Raw genomic sequence first — 14807 nt, 5'->3', positions numbered from 1 at the left:
CCTCCGGCGGGGGGACGGACGTGACGCCGCGTCACGCCACGCCGTACCGCGCCCCCACCCCCGCCACCAGCAGCGCGAGGCCCTCCTCGAAGTGGCGGTCGTAGTCCTCGAAGATCTCGCGCCCGGCCGCCGCCGTCAGGGGGTACGCGGCGAGTTGACGGGCGCGTTCCTCGACGTCGTAGCCCTCGCGGCGTTCGCCGGGGACGGGCTGGACGCCCTGTTCCTCGGTGACGTAGCCGATGGTGAACAGGTACGCCGTCTGGGTCGCCCGTACCGCCTGGGCGAGGGTGAAGCCGGCCTCCGTGAAGAGGCGCAGGGTGTCCTCCATCTGCTCGCCGTGCACGCCGCCGGTGAAGCGCGAACCGCTGAAGACGCGGGCGCCGTCGCGGTAGCCGAGCAGGGTGGCGCGCAGGCCGCGGCTGGTCCTCAGCAGCCGTTCCCGCCAGGTGTCGGCGGGGTCCAGGGGCGTGCCCGCGATCATGCGGCGGAACATCTCCGTCGCCATCTCGTCCAGCAGGGCCTGCTTGTCCTTGAAGTGCCAGTACAGCGCGGGCGCCTTGACGTCCAGCTCCCGGGCGATGGCGCGCACGGTCATGCCGTCGAGGCCCACCTCGTTCAGCAGTCGCAGCGCGGTCTCGGCGACCCGCGCGCGGTCCAGGGGCGCGCGCCGTTCGCCGCGTGCGGTGCTTTCCGTCCGTTCCGTGCTCACGGCGGACGACTTTACCGCGTTCACTTGACACTTAACATCGTTAAGGGCATGCTCGAACCGACCGCACTTAACGTCGTTAAGGAGAGTGGACGTCATGAAACCTGCCGCCGTGACAACGGACGTGCTCGTCGTCGGCGCCGGTCCCACCGGCCTCGCGCTCGGGATCGACCTGGCCCGGCGCGGAGTGGACGCGCTGGTCGTGGAGCGAGAGGGCACCCTTTTCCCCGGCTCGCGCGGCAAGGGGATCCAGCCGCGCACGATGGAGGTCTTCCACGACCTCGGCGTCGTGGACGCGATCGCCGCGGTCGCCGGTGACTACCCCGCCGTGATGATGTGGCGCGACGGACAGCGACTGGGCAAGGATCACCTTCTCGACCCGGTCGAGCCGAGCGAGAGCATGCCGTACAACCGGCCGTGGATGGTGCCGCAGTGGCGCACGCAGGAGATCCTGCACGCGCGGCTGCTGGAGCTCGGCGGCACGGTCGTCTTCGGCCGGGAGGTCACCGCGCTCACGCAGGACGACGACGGGGTCACGGCCGCCTTCGCCGACGGCGGCACGGTGCGCGCCCAGTACGCCGTCGCCGCGGACGGCGGCCGCTCGACGGTACGGCGGACGCTGGGCATCGGCATGACGGGCGAGCAGGTGGACCCGTACCCGAGCATGGTCGCCGACGTCCGGCTCACCGGACTCGACCGCGACAACTGGCACATGTTCCCGCCCGCGGAGAAGGACGACCCGGAGCTGATCGCCATCTGCCCGCTCGCGGGCACCGAGGACTTCCAGATCATGGCCCGTTTCGCGGAGGGCGTCGCCCCCGACCTCTCCCTGGAGGGTGTGCGCAAGGTCGTCGCCGCCCGCACCCACCTCGCCCCCGAGGACGTCACCGAGCTGCGCTGGGCCTCGGAGTTCCGGCCCCGCACGGGGCTGGCGGAACGCTTCCGGGACGGGCGGGTCTTCCTGGCCGGGGACGCGGCCCACGTGCACTCCCCGGCCGGCGGCCAGGGCCTGAACACCAGCGTCCAGGACGCCTACAACCTGGGCTGGAAGCTGGGCGCAGTCCTGCGCGAGGGCGCGCCGGAGGCCCTCCTCGACACCTACGAGGAGGAGCGCCGGCCCAACGCGGAGCACATGCTCGGCCTGTCCACGAGCGTCCACCGCGGCGAGACCCGCCGGGGCAAGGACACCGTCCAGCTCGACCTGCACTACCGGGAGTCGTCGCTGTCGGTGGAGACCCGGGAGAACCTCCCGGAGGACGCCCTGCGGGCGGGCGACCGCGCCCCCGACGCCGAGGTCGACGGCAAGCGCCTCTTCGACGTGTTCCGGGGGCCGCAGTGGACCCCGCTGGCGGTGGGGGTCGACACGGACGTCCCCGGCGCCGTCCGCATCTCCCCGCACGGCGCCTACACCACCGGCCTCTACCTCGTCCGGCCCGACGGCCACGTGGGCTGGGCGGGCGACGCGACGTCGAAGGACGCGGTGCGGGAGTACGCGCGCAGGGTCCGGCGCCTGCCGGTGTGAGGGAGCCGGGAGGGGGACGCCGCCCGGCCGGCGTCAGAACGCGTCGCTCGGCACGTACGTCCCCCACACCTCGCGGAGCGCGTTGCACACCTCGCCGACCGTGGCGCGGGCGCGCAGCGCCTCCTTCATGGGGTACAGGACGTTGTCGTCGCCCTCGGCCGCCTTCTTCAGGGCGGCCAGGGCGGCGTCCACCGCCGGCTGGTCGCGCTCGGCGCGCAGAGTCGCCAGGCGTGCGGCCTGCCGGGCCTCGATGGCGGGGTCGACGCGGAGGGGTTCGTAGGGCTCCTCCTCGTCGAGCTGGAAGCGGTTGACGCCGACGACGACGCGTGTCCCCGCGTCGGTCTCCTGGGCGATGCGGTAGGCGCTGCGTTCGATCTCGCTCTTCTGGAAGCCGTGTTCGATCGCCTCCACCGCTCCGCCCAGGTCCTCGACCTTGCGCATCAGTTCCCGTGCGGCCGCCTCGACGTCGTCGGTCATCTTCTCCACGACGTAGGAGCCGGCGAACGGGTCCACGGTGGCGGTGACGTCGGTCTCGTAGGCCAGGACCTGCTGGGTGCGCAGGGCCAGGCGGGCGCTCTTGTCGGTGGGCAGGGCGATGGCCTCGTCGAAGCTGTTGGTGTGCAGCGACTGCGTGCCGCCCAGCACCGCGCCGAGCCCCTGCACGGCGACGCGGACCAGGTTGACCTCCGGCTGCTGCGCGGTCAGCTGCACCCCGGCCGTCTGGGTGTGGAAGCGCAGCATCAGCGACTTGGGGTTCTTCGCCCCGAACTCCTCGCGCATCACATGCGCCCAGATCCGGCGGGCCGCACGGAACTTGGCGACCTCCTCCAGGATCGTCGTCCGCGCCACGAAGAAGAACGACAGACGGGGCGCGAAGTCGTCCACGTCCATGCCGGCGGCGACCGCCGTGCGCACGTACTCGATGCCGTCGGCGAGGGTGAACGCGATCTCCTGCGCGGGCGAGGCCCCCGCCTCCGCCATGTGGTACCCGGAGATGGAGATGGTGTTCCACTTCGGGATCTCGGTGCGGCAGTACTGGAAGATGTCCGCGATCAGCCGCAGCGACGGCTTGGGCGGGAAGATGTACGTGCCCCGTGCGATGTACTCCTTGAGCACGTCGTTCTGGATCGTGCCGGTGAGTTGGTCGGCCGCGACGCCCTGTTCCTCGGCGACGAGTTGGTACAGCAGGAGCAGCAGGGCGGCGGGGGCGTTGATCGTCATGGAGGTGGAGACCTTGTCCAGCGGGATCCCGCCGAACAGCACCCGCATGTCGTCGATCGAGTCGATCGCCACGCCGACCTTGCCGACCTCGCCGTGGGCGAGGGGGGCGTCGGAGTCGTGGCCCATCTGGGTGGGCAGGTCGAAGGCGACCGACAGGCCCATCGTGCCGTTGGCGATCAGCTGCTTGTAGCGGGCGTTGGACTCCGCCGCCGTGCCGAACCCGGCGTACTGCCGCATCGTCCACGGCCGCCCGGTGTACATCGTCGGGTACACACCCCGCGTGAACGGATACGTCCCCGGCTCCCCCAGCCGCTCCGCCGGATCCCAGCCCTCCAGGTCACCCGGCCCGTAGACCGGCTCGATCGGCAGACCGCTCTCCGTGGACCGAGCACTGCCCGACTCCCGCGCCATGGTGTGTGCCTCCGCGTTGCTTGGTGAACCCGCCGGGCCCCGCCTGCCCGGTTACCCGCCGGTACGTACGGCCCTCGCGACGGACTGTAGCGGCGGGCGTGCGCGTGGTGGAGTGCGCCGAGCTGGGACCTTGCTCACAACTGTGCCCCTTCCCGCACGACGGAGCACGCGTGAGCGCCCGCGCGGCGGGCAGAACTCCGGGTGCACGCGGGGCATCGACGGCACCGGCGGTATCGGCGGTGAGCGACTGCAAGCGACGGCGAGCGGTGAGACGGCTGGGGGCGACGTGCGTAAGAGGGGTATGCGGGAGAAGGCCGGAGTGCGGGTGGGGCGCGGACGGTGGAGGGCCCGTGCGATACGGGCGGACGCCGGACGGCCGGGGCGCGGACGGCCGGGGCGCGGACGGCCGGGGCGCGGCGGCGTGGTGTTCGCCGCGGGCGCCGGGGCGCTGGCGCTGGTCGCGGCCGTCGGCGGCTGTACGGTCCAGCCCACCGGCGACGGGCGGGGCGGGGGCACCTCCCCGGTCCACATCGACGTTCCGGCCACCCGCGACAGCCCTCGCGGCCACGGTTCGAACCCCGGGGACGCCTCCCCGAGCCGCACCCCGCGCACGAAGTCCGCGCCCCGTACGGCCGCTCCTGCGCGCGTGCTGTGGTCCGACGGCGACCACGGCAGGGACGTACGGGAGTTGCAGGCGCGGCTGAAACAGGTCGCCTGGCTGTTCGACGGGCCGACCGGCACGTACGACGACCTCACGGCGAAGGCCGTCACCGGCTTCCAGGGCAAGCGCGGGCTGCCCGGAACCGGCCGCACGGACACCGTCACCTGGCAGCGGCTGCTGGCGATGACCCACGAGCCGACGAAGTGGGAGCTGTACGCGTTCGGCGGGCAGCCGGCGGCGCCCCCGGACCCACGCTGTCTGACCGGCCGGGTGCTGTGCATCAGCAAGACCAGCCGGACCCTGCGCTGGATGATCGACGGCCGCACGGTCTCCGAGATGCCCGTACGGTTCGGCACCGAGCTCACGCCCACCCGGGAGGGCGTCTTCCACGTCTACTGGAAGTCCCGGCACCACGTCTCCACGCTGTACGACTCCCCGATGCCGTACGCGATGTTCTTCAGCGGGGGCCAGGCGGTGCACTACTCGTACGACTTCGCGGCGCGCGGGTATGCCGGGGGGTCGCACGGGTGCGTGAACGTACGGGACGAGGAGAAGATCGCGGCGCTGTTCGCGCAGGTCCGCGACGGGGACAAGGTCGTCGTCTACTGGTGAGACGGCGGTCGGCGCACGCATGTGACACGGTCCGCGCCACCGGTGTGACACTTTTCGGCCGCCCGGCGCAGTACTGAGTGGGCCGACTGGTCATCGGCCGGCGCACACGAGCCGGGGTTCCCCCCGTACCCGTGGCTCGGCGCCATCGGCGCGGGCGGGACACGTTCCCCCGGTCCCGCCCGCGCCCCCTACGTTCGTTCCCCGCGGCGGCCGGTCACGGCCGCTCGCGGTTCCTTACGGCCGCTTCGGGCCGTGTCCGCCGCCGTGGTGACCGTGGCCCTCGTCGCCGCCGTTGCTGTGGCCTCTGCCGTGGCCGCCGCCACCGCCACCCTCGTCGTCGTTGCCCTCGTCGCCGCCGTTGCGGTTGCCCTGGCCCTGGTTCCCGTTGCCCTGGTTCCCGTTGGCCTGACCCTGGTTGCCATTGCCCTGGCCCTGGTTGCCGTTGCCCTTGCCGCCGCTGTTCGGGTTGCCGTTGCCGTTGTTCTTGGCGTTCCCGTTGCCCTTGCCGCCGCTCTGTCCGCCGCCGCCCCCGCTCGCCGCGGCGGAGCCGTTCCCGCCGTGCGACGCCAGCGCGGTCCTGCAGTACGACGTCACCCTGCCGGAGCCGTGGCCGCCCGCCGCGTCCTCCAGCGCACGCCACCGCGCGGCCCCGACGGACTTGCCGTCGCGAACGTCGCGGCAGGAGTCGAGCACCTCGTTCCACCACTCCCGCGACCCGCGGACGGCGGCCCCGTCGTCCCCCGTGCCGGGCCGTGCGCTCCCGTCGCCGGCGGTGTCGTGCGAGGAGCCGTCCTCCGTCTCCTCGGCGGAGCCGTCGGGCGAGGCCGAGCCGGTGCCGTCCGCCGGTGCCGTGCCGGAGGGACGGGGCGTGGCCGCGGCCGTCACCGAGGTGCCGGGTTCCGGTTCGTCCCCGCCGAACGGGGTCGGCAGCACCCCGGCCCCGGCGGCCGCCGCCACCCCGCCGATCGTCACCGCGGCGAGCCCGGCGGCCAGACCGAGCCGCAGTGGACGCACCGGCCACCTCCGCCGGGCCTCCGGCACGGGGCGGCCGAGCCGTACGAGACCGGCGTCGGCACCCTTGAACGGGCCGGCCGGACCGGATTCCGCTTCGGTGCCGCCGGCCGCCCGTGCCGCGCGGAACGCGGCCAGGGCGGCCGTCTCACCGGGGAGTTCGCCGTCGGTCCCGGCGGACGGCCGGGCGAGGGCGTCGAGCGCCTCGGACAGCCGGCCGGCCTGGGCACGGGCCTCGTCGTCGACGGTTCGGAGCGGCTCCCCGCGCAACAGACGCTCCGCCGCGTCGCGGTCCAGCCACCCGTACTGCTCGTCGGCCATCACACATCCTTCTGCGTCCGCGAACGCGACCGCGTCACACTTGCGGACGTCACCGCGCGCACGCGCGGTTGCCTCTGTGGGGGGAGCGCCTCCAGGGCGCCGGAGGTCTCCGGATCGGCGCCCAGCAGCTCCGCGAGCCGTTTCAGGCCGCGGTGCGCGGCGGTGCGGACGGCGCCGGGGCGTTTGCCGAGCGTCTCGGCGGCGGTGCGGGCGTCGAGGCCGACGACCACGCGCAGCACCACCGCTTCGGCCTGGTCCTGCGGCAACCGGGCGATCAGCGCCAGGGCGCGGTCGGTGGCCAGCGCCTCGATGGCCTCGCCCGCCGTGTCCGACTCGGCGGCCCGGCCGGACAGCTCGCTCTCGTCGCCGCCGATCACCGGGCGGCGCCCGCGCATCCGTATGTGGTCCAGGGCCCGGTTGCGGGCGATCCGGGCGGCCCAGCCGCGGAACCGGTCGGCGTCCCCGCTGAACCGTCCCAGGTCACGGGCGATCTGCAGCCAGGCCTCGGAGGCGATGTCCTCGGCGTCCGCGTCGCCGACGAGCGTGCGGACGTACCCGAGCAGCCGGGGGTGCACCGCGCGGTACACGGTCCGGAACGCGGTCTCGTCGCCGTCCTGAGCCGCGCACACCGCGGCGGTCAGCTCCGCGTCGTCCCCCACCGCTACTCCCTTTGCGCCCGCACCGGCGCCGCCCCCACCGTCCGTTCGTCGGTCGTCGTCCGTACGGTGGGCTTCGCAGTCCGGCGCGAATGGCACGTTACGGCCTGAAACCGGTCCCCGTCCACGTCTCCACGGGCCGCAACCGACTCGTGACGAGCCGGGGTGTGACAGAAAACGCAGGCCCGGCGCTGAAGGGAGTGCGGGCCGCCGCGCGACCCGTGCCACGCGACGGCCGGGGCCTCTCCTGTGGGGGGTGGCGGCCCCGGCCGTCGCTTCGGGACCCGCCGCGCGCTTCCCCCCGGTCCACCGGCGGCCGCCGGATCCGGGCCGCCGCCCTGTTCATCTCCGGCCGCGTGCCCGCCGGGAGACCACCGCGCGCAGCACCCGCCGGCCCTCCGTGCACACCTCCAGCGCGGGCCGCAGCCCCGCCGTCCCGTGTTCGGCGACCAGTTCCAGCACGGCCGCCTGGCGCCGCAGTTCCGCCGCGACGAGCGGGGCGGCCCCCTCCGTACGTCCCTCGCGGTATGCCGCCACCGGGTCGGGTCCGTCGCCCGGGGCGGACGGGTCGAGCAGCCGGTGCACCCGCAGCGCGGCGACCGAGCACTCCTCGGCCCACACCCGCAGGGCGTCCCCGCTCAGCGCGTCGGGCACCCCGTCGAGCATCCCCCGCGCCGCCGCGACGGCCGGGTCGGCCGCCTGGGCCCCCGCGCCCGGCAGTTCACCCCGCACCTTGGCGACCCGCTCCGCCCACTCGCCCCACTCCCCCGCCGCGCCCTCGTCCCCGGCCAGGCAGCCCCACAGGGGCCGCAGCACCTCGTCGCCGCCCCCGAGCAACGGCACGCACCGGTCCAAACAAGCCAAGCCGCTCGCGGCCAGTCCCCGTGCGTCGGCCTCGCCGATCAGGTCCACAAGACTCATCGCCCCTCCCCGGAACGCCTCGCGAGGCGCCACTTTCTCACGGGAAACGCGCTTTGCCACTACGAAGCGCAACACAACCCAGGCGACCCACGGACCCCTTCCGCCCCTCGCGCACCACCCCCGAAAGTCAACTTCCGGCCAGTTACCGCCCGTTCACCCCCGGCCGCTCACCCCACCCGGTCCGCCAGGCCCTGGAACTCCTTCCAGGACAGCTCCGGCTTCCCCGGGTCCCACAGCTTCTGCACCAGCGCCCGCAGCGGCATCCGGATGCCGGCCGCGACCTGGTCCTGGGTCTGCGCACCCGACAGGTCGCACCACACCGCGAACACCCCGCCGCGTATGCGGTCGTCGTACGAGGCCGGGACCGCCGTCGTGCCGCGCAGCACCCGGGGTGTCCACTGCTCGTAGATGCGCTGCCCGGTCGGGTAGACGAAGGTCTGCGGCTCGCCGAGCACGTAGTAGAGGAACTCGTCGTTGTAGTTGACGACCTCGCGGCCGGCCGCGAGGTACTCCGTGGGCTGCCGGGCCCCGATCTCCTTGCCCGTCCAGTAGGCGACCCGTATGTCCTTGGAGACGCTCGCCTTCTTCACCGAGCGGTAGAAGCCGTCGTTCCAGGCGCGGGGCGTCCGCCCGTTCCGGTTGACCACCGCCGCCCGGTCGTTGAGCCAGCCCGTCGCCAGATCGGCGATGGTCGCCCCCGCCCCGTACCGCTTCACCGCCGCCGAGGCGAGCTGCGGGTAGGAGGCGGCCGGGTTGGACGCGGTCAGCGCCTGGTACTCGTCGCCGCCCAGATGCCAGTCGGAGCCGGGGAAGAGGTCCGCGTACTCCCCCAGCAGCTCGTCGACGATCTTCGCGGCCGCCGGCTTGGAGATGTCGAGCGTGCCCCGGCTCGCCGACGCGCCCGCCGCGTTGCGCAGCTGCAGGTCGGGGTGGGCGTCGATGACCGCGCCCAGGTGACCCGGGGAGTCGATCTCGGGGACGACGGCGATGTGCCGGCTCGCCGCCAGGTCCACGATCCGCCGCACCTCCGCCTTGGTCAGATGCTCCTTGGAGACCACCTCGGGATGGGTGTCCGAGGCGATGCGGAACCCCTGGTCGTCCGAGAAGTGCAGCCCGATCTCGTTGTACTTCAGGTCGCCCAGCTCGCGGACGCGGTCCTCTATCCAGTCCGCGGTGAAGTGCTTGCGGGCGATGTCGAGCATGAACCCGCGCACCGGCTTGGCCGGTCCGTCGCGCACGACGCCCTCGGGTGCCGTGCCGCCGTCGCGCACCTCCTGTTTCAGCGTGCGGGTGCCGTAGAAGACGCCGGACTGGCCCGGCCCGGCGATCCGCACCCGGCCGTCACCGACGGTCAGGGTGTACGACTCGGCGCCGCCGCTCCCGCCGAGCGCCAGCTCCACGTCCCCGGCCCGGGCCCCGTTCCGTCCGCCGTACGTCATCCTCAGCTCGCCCGCGAGCAGCTTCCCCTCGTCGGCGAGAGCGTCGTCGTCCACCACGACCCGGGCGCCGGACGCCGGACGCCAGCCCGGTCCGTGCGCGGCGGTGTGCGCCCGCACGGCGGGGATGGTGCGCGGCGGCTTCGACAGCGGATAGCTGCGGCTCGGCGACGGCGAGACGCTGGGCGACCCCGCCCCCGCCGAGGCGCTGCCGGAGGCGCGTGTCCCGCCGCCCCCGCCGCCGTCACCGGCGGGCCACAGCGTCACGGCGGCCGCCGCCGCGCCGCCCGCCACGACGATCCCGGCGCCCAGGAGCAACCCGCGGCGCCCCACGGACGTCCTGGGGTCCGGGACCCTTCTCCTCCGGCCGCTCACCGCACGAGCCTCCTCTCCACGCCGGCCGTCACGTCAGCGCTCAACCGCACTCACGCCTCCCTGTTCACTCTCCCGAACCTACGGCCCACCACCGACACCCACGACCTCCTCCGACCCCCCACGTCCACCACCGGTTCCGAAACTTCCCCGTCCGGGTGAAATCCCGGACTTCCGCGGACAGCCTTCGACCGACCTCGATAACGTGATGTCACTTCTGTCACCTCATCCCCTGCCGACCCACACGCCGCGTGCACACACCACCGCGGCCTTGCCTCGCCGAGGACCCACGCTGCCCGCGCATCGCCCGCACCTCACGCCCGACCCGCACCGTTTCAACACGGTCCCCGCAGACGAGGCCGAGCGCGCCCTGCTGACCTGCTGCCGCAGCCTGCGCTGGGCCCGCCGGATCGCCGCCCACCGCCCCTACCCCGATCTGCCCGCCCTGCTCGCCGCGGCCGACGAGGCGGCGTACGACCTGGCCCCGGCCGATCTCGCGGAGGCCCTGGCGGGCGAGTCGCTCACCCTGCTCCCCGACGGCGCGTACTCCGCCGCACAGACCGCGCTCAGCGCCGCGCACGCCGCGTACGAGAGCCGCTTCGGGCACGTGTTCGTGATCTGTCTGGACGACGTGGCACCGGACGAGGCGGCCGATCAGGTACTGGCCGGAATCCGGTCACGATGGAACAACGATCCCGAGGACGAGCGGGTCGCGGCCGCGGAGGAGCTGCGCCGGCTGGCCCGCGGCCGCCTCACCCGGCTCGTCCGGGGCTACGCCGACAGCACGGCCGCTACGGACGGGATCGCCCCGGAATCCCCCGGTTCGGAACGTCCCAGTAGGCCGTACGTGCCTCATTGATTGCCAGTTTGATCACATCGGCAGGGGCCGGGTAAGCGTTCCGACAACACGTCGCTACGATGGCCGGGGCCGGTGGACCGTACCCGGCCGGGCCCGACCGACACACCGAAGCCGGCAGGCCCCAGTCCCCGCTTCTGGAGAGGGTTCTTCCGTGCCGGCTGGAACGCTGTACCGCGGCCGGGAAGGAATGTGGTCCTGGGTGGCTCACCGAGTCACCGGCGTCCTCATCTTCTTCTTCCTGTTCGTTCACGTGCTGGACACCGCACTCGTCCGTGTCTCGCCCGAGGCCTACGACAACGTCGTATCGACGTACAAGACGCCCGTGGTCGCGGTGCTCGAGTACGGCCTCGTGGCGGCCATCCTCTTCCACGCGCTGAACGGCCTGCGGGTCATCGCCGTCGACTTCTGGTCGAAGGGCCCGCGCTACCAGAAGCAGATGCTGTGGACCGTCGTCGGCGTGTGGATCGTGCTGATGCTCGGCGCGATCTACCCCGTCCTCGGTCACGCCGCTCGAGTCGTGTTCGGGAGCTGACGCGCATGTCCACTGAGACCACCGCAACCGGAATCGGCCCCGTCGAGGGCTCCGGAGCGTACGAGGCCTCGTACGGCGTCGACAACCCGGCGCCCGTCATCGAGCCCCCGCGCAAGCGCACCAAGAAGACCCCGCGCTCCACCCGCGGCAACTTCGAGATGTACGGCTGGCTGTTCATGCGGCTGTCCGGCGTCGTCCTCGTCTTCCTGGTCATCGGCCACCTGCTGATCCAGCTCGTGCTGGACGGCGGCGTCTCCAAGGTCGGCTTCGCCTTCGTGGCCGGCCGCTGGGCCTCCCCGTGGTGGCAGGTCTGGGACCTGGCCATGCTGTGGCTGGCGATGCTGCACGGCGCCAACGGCCTGCGCACCATCATCAACGACTACGCGGAGAGCGTGAAGAGCCGGCTGTGGCTCAAGGGTCTGCTCTACACCGCGACGGTGTGGACGATCGTCCTGGGCACGCTGGTGATCTTCACCTTCGACCCGAACATCCGCTAGGCACGGGGCTGCGAGAATCATGAAGATCCACAAGTACGACACTGTCATCGTCGGCGCCGGCGGCGCGGGCATGCGCGCGGCCATCGAGTCGACCAAGCGCAGCCGCACGGCCGTGCTGACCAAGCTCTACCCCACCCGCTCCCACACGGGCGCCGCGCAGGGCGGCATGGCCGCCGCGCTGGCCAACGTGGAGGAGGACAACTGGGAGTGGCACACCTTCGACACGGTCAAGGGCGGTGACTACCTGGTCGACCAGGACGCCGCCGAGATCCTGGCGAAGGAGGCCATCGACTCCGTCCTCGACCTGGAGAAGATGGGCCTGCCGTTCAACCGCACGCCGAACGGCACCATCGACCAGCGCCGCTTCGGCGGCCACTCCCGCAACCACGGCGAGGCCCCGGTCCGCCGGTCCTGCTACGCCGCGGACCGCACCGGCCACATGATCCTCCAGACGCTGTACCAGAACTGCGTCAAGGAGGGCGTGGAGTTCTTCAACGAGTTCTACGTCCTGGACCAGCTGCTCACCGAGGTCGACGGCGTCAAGAAGTCGGCGGGCGTGGTCGCCTACGAGCTGGCCACCGGCGAGATCCACGTCTTCCAGGCCAAGTCCGTGATCTACGCGTCCGGCGGCACCGGCAAGTTCTTCAAGGTGACGTCGAACGCGCACACGCTCACCGGCGACGGCCAGGCGGCCGTCTACCGGCGCGGGCTGCCGCTGGAGGACATGGAGTTCTTCCAGTTCCACCCGACCGGCATCTGGCGCATGGGCATCCTGCTGACGGAGGGCGCCCGCGGTGAGGGCGGCATCCTGCGCAACAAGGACGGCGAGCGCTTCATGGAGAAGTACGCGCCGGTCATGAAGGACCTCGCGTCCCGTGACGTCGTCTCGCGCTCCATCTACACGGAGATCCGCGAGGGCCGCGGCTGCGGTCCCGAGGGCGACCACGTGTACCTCGACCTCACCCACCTCCCGCCGGAGCAGCTCGACGCCAAGCTGCCCGACATCACCGAGTTCGCGCGGACCTACCTCGGCATCGAGCCCTACACGGACCCGATCCCGATCCAGCCCACCGCGCACTACGCGATGGGCGGCATCCCGACCAACGTCGAGGGTGAGGTCCTGACCGACAACACGACGGTCGTCCCGGGCCTGTACGCGGCCGGCGAGGTCGCCTGCGTCTCCGTGCACGGCGCCAACCGGCTCGGCACCAACTCGCTGCTCGACATCAACGTCTTCGGCCGCCGCGCGGGCATCGCCGCCGCGGAGTACGCGCAGAAGGCGGACTTCGTGGAGCTGCCCGAGGAGCCGGAGAGCCTCGTCGTCGCCCAGATCGAGCGGCTGCGCTCCTCCACCGGCAGCGAGCGGGTGGCCGACCTGCGGCGCGAGCTGCAGGAGTGCATGGACGCCAACGTCATGGTGTTCCGCACCGAGCAGACGATCAAGACCGCGGTCGAGAAGATCGGCGAACTGCGCGCCCGCTACAAGAACGTGGCGATCCAGGACAAGGGCAAGCGGTTCAACACGGACCTGCTGGAGGCGATCGAGCTGGGCAACCTGCTCGACCTGGCCGAGGTCATGGCCGTCTCCGCCCTCGCCCGCAAGGAGTCCCGCGGCGGTCACTACCGCGAGGACTACCCCAACCGCGACGACGTCAACTTCATGCGCCACACCATGGCGTACCGCGAGGTGGGCGACGACGGCAGCGAGTCCATCCGTCTCGACTACAAGCCGGTCGTCCAGACCCGCTACCAGCCGATGGAGCGTAAGTACTGATGGCAACCCCGACCCTGGACAAGGCGGACGCGGCCGGCACGCCCGAGCCCGGCTTCGCCGACTCCCCCTACATCACGGTCACCCTGCGCGTGCGCCGCTTCAACCCCGAGGTGGCGGCCGAGGCGACCTGGCAGGACTTCCAGCTGGAGATGGACCCCAAGGAGCGGGTCCTGGACGCCCTCCACAAGATCAAGTGGGACGTGGACGGAACCCTGACGTTCCGCCGCTCCTGCGCGCACGGCATCTGCGGTTCCGACGCCATGCGGATCAACGGCAAGAACCGGCTGGCCTGCAAGACGCTGATCAAGGACATCAACCCCGAGAAGCCGATCACGGTCGAGCCCATCAAGGGCATGGCGGTCCTCAAGGACCTCGTCGTGGACATGGAGCCGTTCTTCCAGGCGTACCGGGACGTGATGCCCTTCCTGATCACGAAGGACACGAACGAGCCCACCCGCGAGCGGCTGCAGACGGCGGAGGACCGGGAGCGGTTCGACGACACGACGAAGTGCATCCTGTGCGCGGCGTGCACGTCGTCGTGCCCGGTGTTCTGGAACGACGGCCAGTACTTCGGGCCGGCCGCGATCGTCAACGCCCACCGGTTCATCTTCGACTCGCGTGACGAGGCCGGGGAGCAGCGGCTGGAGATCCTGAACGACAAGGACGGCGTCTGGCGCTGCCGGACGACGTTCAACTGCACGGACGCCTGTCCCCGTGGCATCGAGGTCACGAAGGCGATCCAGGAGGTCAAGCGGGCGCTGATCACCCGGCGCCTCTGATCTCCCGCTCCGGCCGGAGGCCGTCGTACACGCGCGTGGGGCCCGCTTCCCTCGGGGGAGGCGGGCCCTTCGGCGTGCCGGGGGGTGGGAGGGCACCCCCTTGTGGGGTCAGCCGCGGAGGACTCGGCCCTGGCCGTCGGTGCGGTCGTTGCTGGTGAGGAAGATGATGCCGTCGATCAGGGCCCAGAAGCCCAGGCCGCCGCAGGTGAGGAGCTGGGCGACGCCGACGCCCACGGAGCCGACGTAGAAGCGTCCGATGCCGAGCGTGCCCAGGAAGAGCTGGAGGATGCCGGCGACGATCTTCGACTTGTCGGAGTAGGGACGGCCCTGGGGGTCGAAACCGTAGGGGGCGTCGGGGGCGGGGACGGTCATGGTGTGGCTCCTGAATGACTGAAATGTGTCCGGAGCACATCGCTCCGGGCGCTTCAGGAGGGACCCGCGGCAGAGTTCGCCGAAGGTCGTGCAGCACACGTCATCCCCCCTGTGAGCAGGGAGCTTAGAGAGTCCGATCACACC

14 protein-coding genes are annotated in these 14807 nt (G+C 72.1%); 7 read left to right on the top strand and 7 right to left on the bottom strand.

Features of this window, described 5'->3' with window-relative positions:
- Positions 1-31 precede the first annotated feature (31 nt).
- Entirely contained in the window at positions 32-709 is a 678-nt protein-coding gene (locus OIE12_RS20200; RefSeq protein WP_329137268.1) for a TetR/AcrR family transcriptional regulator, read from the bottom strand.
- A 94-nt stretch (positions 710-803) separates the two neighbouring features.
- Here OIE12_RS20200 and OIE12_RS20195 point away from each other — a divergent pair, with 94 nt between their 5' ends.
- Positions 804-2228: an FAD-dependent oxidoreductase gene (locus tag OIE12_RS20195; protein ID WP_329137266.1), complete on the top strand. Its 1425-nt coding sequence runs from the start codon at positions 804-806 to the stop codon at positions 2226-2228.
- 33 nt (positions 2229-2261) lie between these two features.
- Here the strand turns inward: OIE12_RS20195 and OIE12_RS20190 are convergent, their stop codons facing one another.
- Positions 2262-3860, bottom strand: coding sequence for an acyl-CoA mutase large subunit family protein (locus OIE12_RS20190; RefSeq protein WP_329137264.1), 1599 nt, complete (start codon positions 3858-3860; stop codon positions 2262-2264).
- A 421-nt stretch (positions 3861-4281) separates the two neighbouring features.
- Between OIE12_RS20190 and OIE12_RS20185 the strand changes: the two genes are divergently transcribed.
- A complete protein-coding gene (locus OIE12_RS20185; RefSeq protein WP_443053870.1) occupies positions 4282-5133 on the top strand; it encodes a L,D-transpeptidase family protein in 852 nt (283 codons plus the stop codon).
- A 234-nt stretch (positions 5134-5367) separates the two neighbouring features.
- On the opposite strand, the gene OIE12_RS20180 is transcribed toward OIE12_RS20185, so the two are convergent.
- The 4 genes from OIE12_RS20180 to OIE12_RS20165 form a co-directional block, all read right to left on the bottom strand.
- Positions 5368-6465, bottom strand: coding sequence for a hypothetical protein (locus OIE12_RS20180; RefSeq protein ID WP_329137262.1), 1098 nt, complete (start codon positions 6463-6465; stop codon positions 5368-5370).
- A complete protein-coding gene (locus tag OIE12_RS20175; RefSeq protein ID WP_329137260.1) occupies positions 6465-7124 on the bottom strand; it encodes an RNA polymerase sigma factor in 660 nt (219 codons plus the stop codon). The genes OIE12_RS20180 and OIE12_RS20175 overlap by 1 nt, the downstream gene beginning before the upstream one ends.
- Positions 7125-7463: 339 nt before the next feature.
- Positions 7464-8042 carry a hypothetical protein gene (locus OIE12_RS20170; protein WP_329137258.1) on the bottom strand — a complete coding sequence of 193 codons (579 nt, stop codon included), beginning with the start codon at positions 8040-8042 and terminating at the stop codon, positions 7464-7466.
- A 167-nt stretch (positions 8043-8209) separates the two neighbouring features.
- Positions 8210-9811, bottom strand: a complete 1602-nt coding sequence (locus OIE12_RS20165; protein ID WP_329137257.1) for a beta-N-acetylhexosaminidase — start codon at positions 9809-9811, stop codon at positions 8210-8212.
- A 247-nt stretch (positions 9812-10058) separates the two neighbouring features.
- Between OIE12_RS20165 and OIE12_RS20160 the strand changes: the two genes are divergently transcribed.
- The 5 genes from OIE12_RS20160 to OIE12_RS20140 all read left to right on the top strand — a co-directional run bounded on the left by OIE12_RS20160 (position 10059) and on the right by OIE12_RS20140 (position 14291).
- Positions 10059-10709: a 2-oxo-4-hydroxy-4-carboxy-5-ureidoimidazoline decarboxylase gene (locus OIE12_RS20160; protein WP_443053869.1), complete on the top strand. Its 651-nt coding sequence runs from the start codon at positions 10059-10061 to the stop codon at positions 10707-10709.
- A 151-nt stretch (positions 10710-10860) separates the two neighbouring features.
- Entirely contained in the window at positions 10861-11241 is a 381-nt protein-coding gene (gene sdhC / locus OIE12_RS20155; protein ID WP_078618539.1) for a succinate dehydrogenase, cytochrome b556 subunit, read from the top strand.
- A 5-nt stretch (positions 11242-11246) separates the two neighbouring features.
- Complete coding sequence (locus OIE12_RS20150; RefSeq protein ID WP_030382844.1) at positions 11247-11738, top strand: succinate dehydrogenase hydrophobic membrane anchor subunit; 492 nt, start codon at positions 11247-11249, stop codon at positions 11736-11738.
- Between the two features lie 19 nt (positions 11739-11757).
- Positions 11758-13512 (top strand): succinate dehydrogenase flavoprotein subunit, encoded by a 1755-nt coding sequence (gene sdhA, locus OIE12_RS20145; protein ID WP_329137252.1) that lies wholly within the window; start codon positions 11758-11760, stop codon positions 13510-13512.
- Positions 13512-14291: a succinate dehydrogenase iron-sulfur subunit gene (locus tag OIE12_RS20140; protein WP_329137250.1), complete on the top strand. Its 780-nt coding sequence runs from the start codon at positions 13512-13514 to the stop codon at positions 14289-14291. Before sdhA ends, OIE12_RS20140 begins: the two co-directional genes overlap by 1 nt.
- Positions 14292-14399: 108 nt before the next feature.
- Here OIE12_RS20140 and OIE12_RS20135 read toward each other — a convergent pair whose 3' ends face one another.
- Positions 14400-14663 (bottom strand): TM2 domain-containing protein, encoded by a 264-nt coding sequence (locus OIE12_RS20135; protein WP_329137247.1) that lies wholly within the window; start codon positions 14661-14663, stop codon positions 14400-14402.
- Positions 14664-14807 lie beyond the last annotated feature (144 nt).

The sequence above is a fragment of the Streptomyces sp. NBC_00670 genome (assembly GCF_036226765.1).
Taxonomy (GTDB): domain Bacteria; phylum Actinomycetota; class Actinomycetes; order Streptomycetales; family Streptomycetaceae; genus Streptomyces.
This window is presented reverse-complemented; position numbering and strand designations above follow the sequence as displayed.

What these genes read in the sequence shown, in the direction of transcription:
- OIE12_RS20160 (WP_443053869.1), top strand. Translation starts at nt 10,059, where the DNA reads ATGTCACTTCTGTCACCTCATCCCCTGCCGACCCACACGCCGCGTGCA.
- OIE12_RS20135 (WP_329137247.1), bottom strand. Translation starts at nt 14,663, where the DNA reads ATGACCGTCCCCGCCCCCGACGCCCCCTACGGTTTCGACCCCCAGGGC.
- OIE12_RS20140 (WP_329137250.1), top strand. Translation starts at nt 13,512, where the DNA reads ATGGCAACCCCGACCCTGGACAAGGCGGACGCGGCCGGCACGCCCGAG.
- sdhA (WP_329137252.1), top strand. Translation starts at nt 11,758, where the DNA reads ATGAAGATCCACAAGTACGACACTGTCATCGTCGGCGCCGGCGGCGCG.
- OIE12_RS20195 (WP_329137266.1), top strand. Translation starts at nt 804, where the DNA reads ATGAAACCTGCCGCCGTGACAACGGACGTGCTCGTCGTCGGCGCCGGT.
- OIE12_RS20190 (WP_329137264.1), bottom strand. Translation starts at nt 3,860, where the DNA reads ATGGCGCGGGAGTCGGGCAGTGCTCGGTCCACGGAGAGCGGTCTGCCG.
- OIE12_RS20150 (WP_030382844.1), top strand. Translation starts at nt 11,247, where the DNA reads ATGTCCACTGAGACCACCGCAACCGGAATCGGCCCCGTCGAGGGCTCC.
- OIE12_RS20170 (WP_329137258.1), bottom strand. Translation starts at nt 8,042, where the DNA reads ATGAGTCTTGTGGACCTGATCGGCGAGGCCGACGCACGGGGACTGGCC.
- OIE12_RS20180 (WP_329137262.1), bottom strand. Translation starts at nt 6,465, where the DNA reads ATGGCCGACGAGCAGTACGGGTGGCTGGACCGCGACGCGGCGGAGCGT.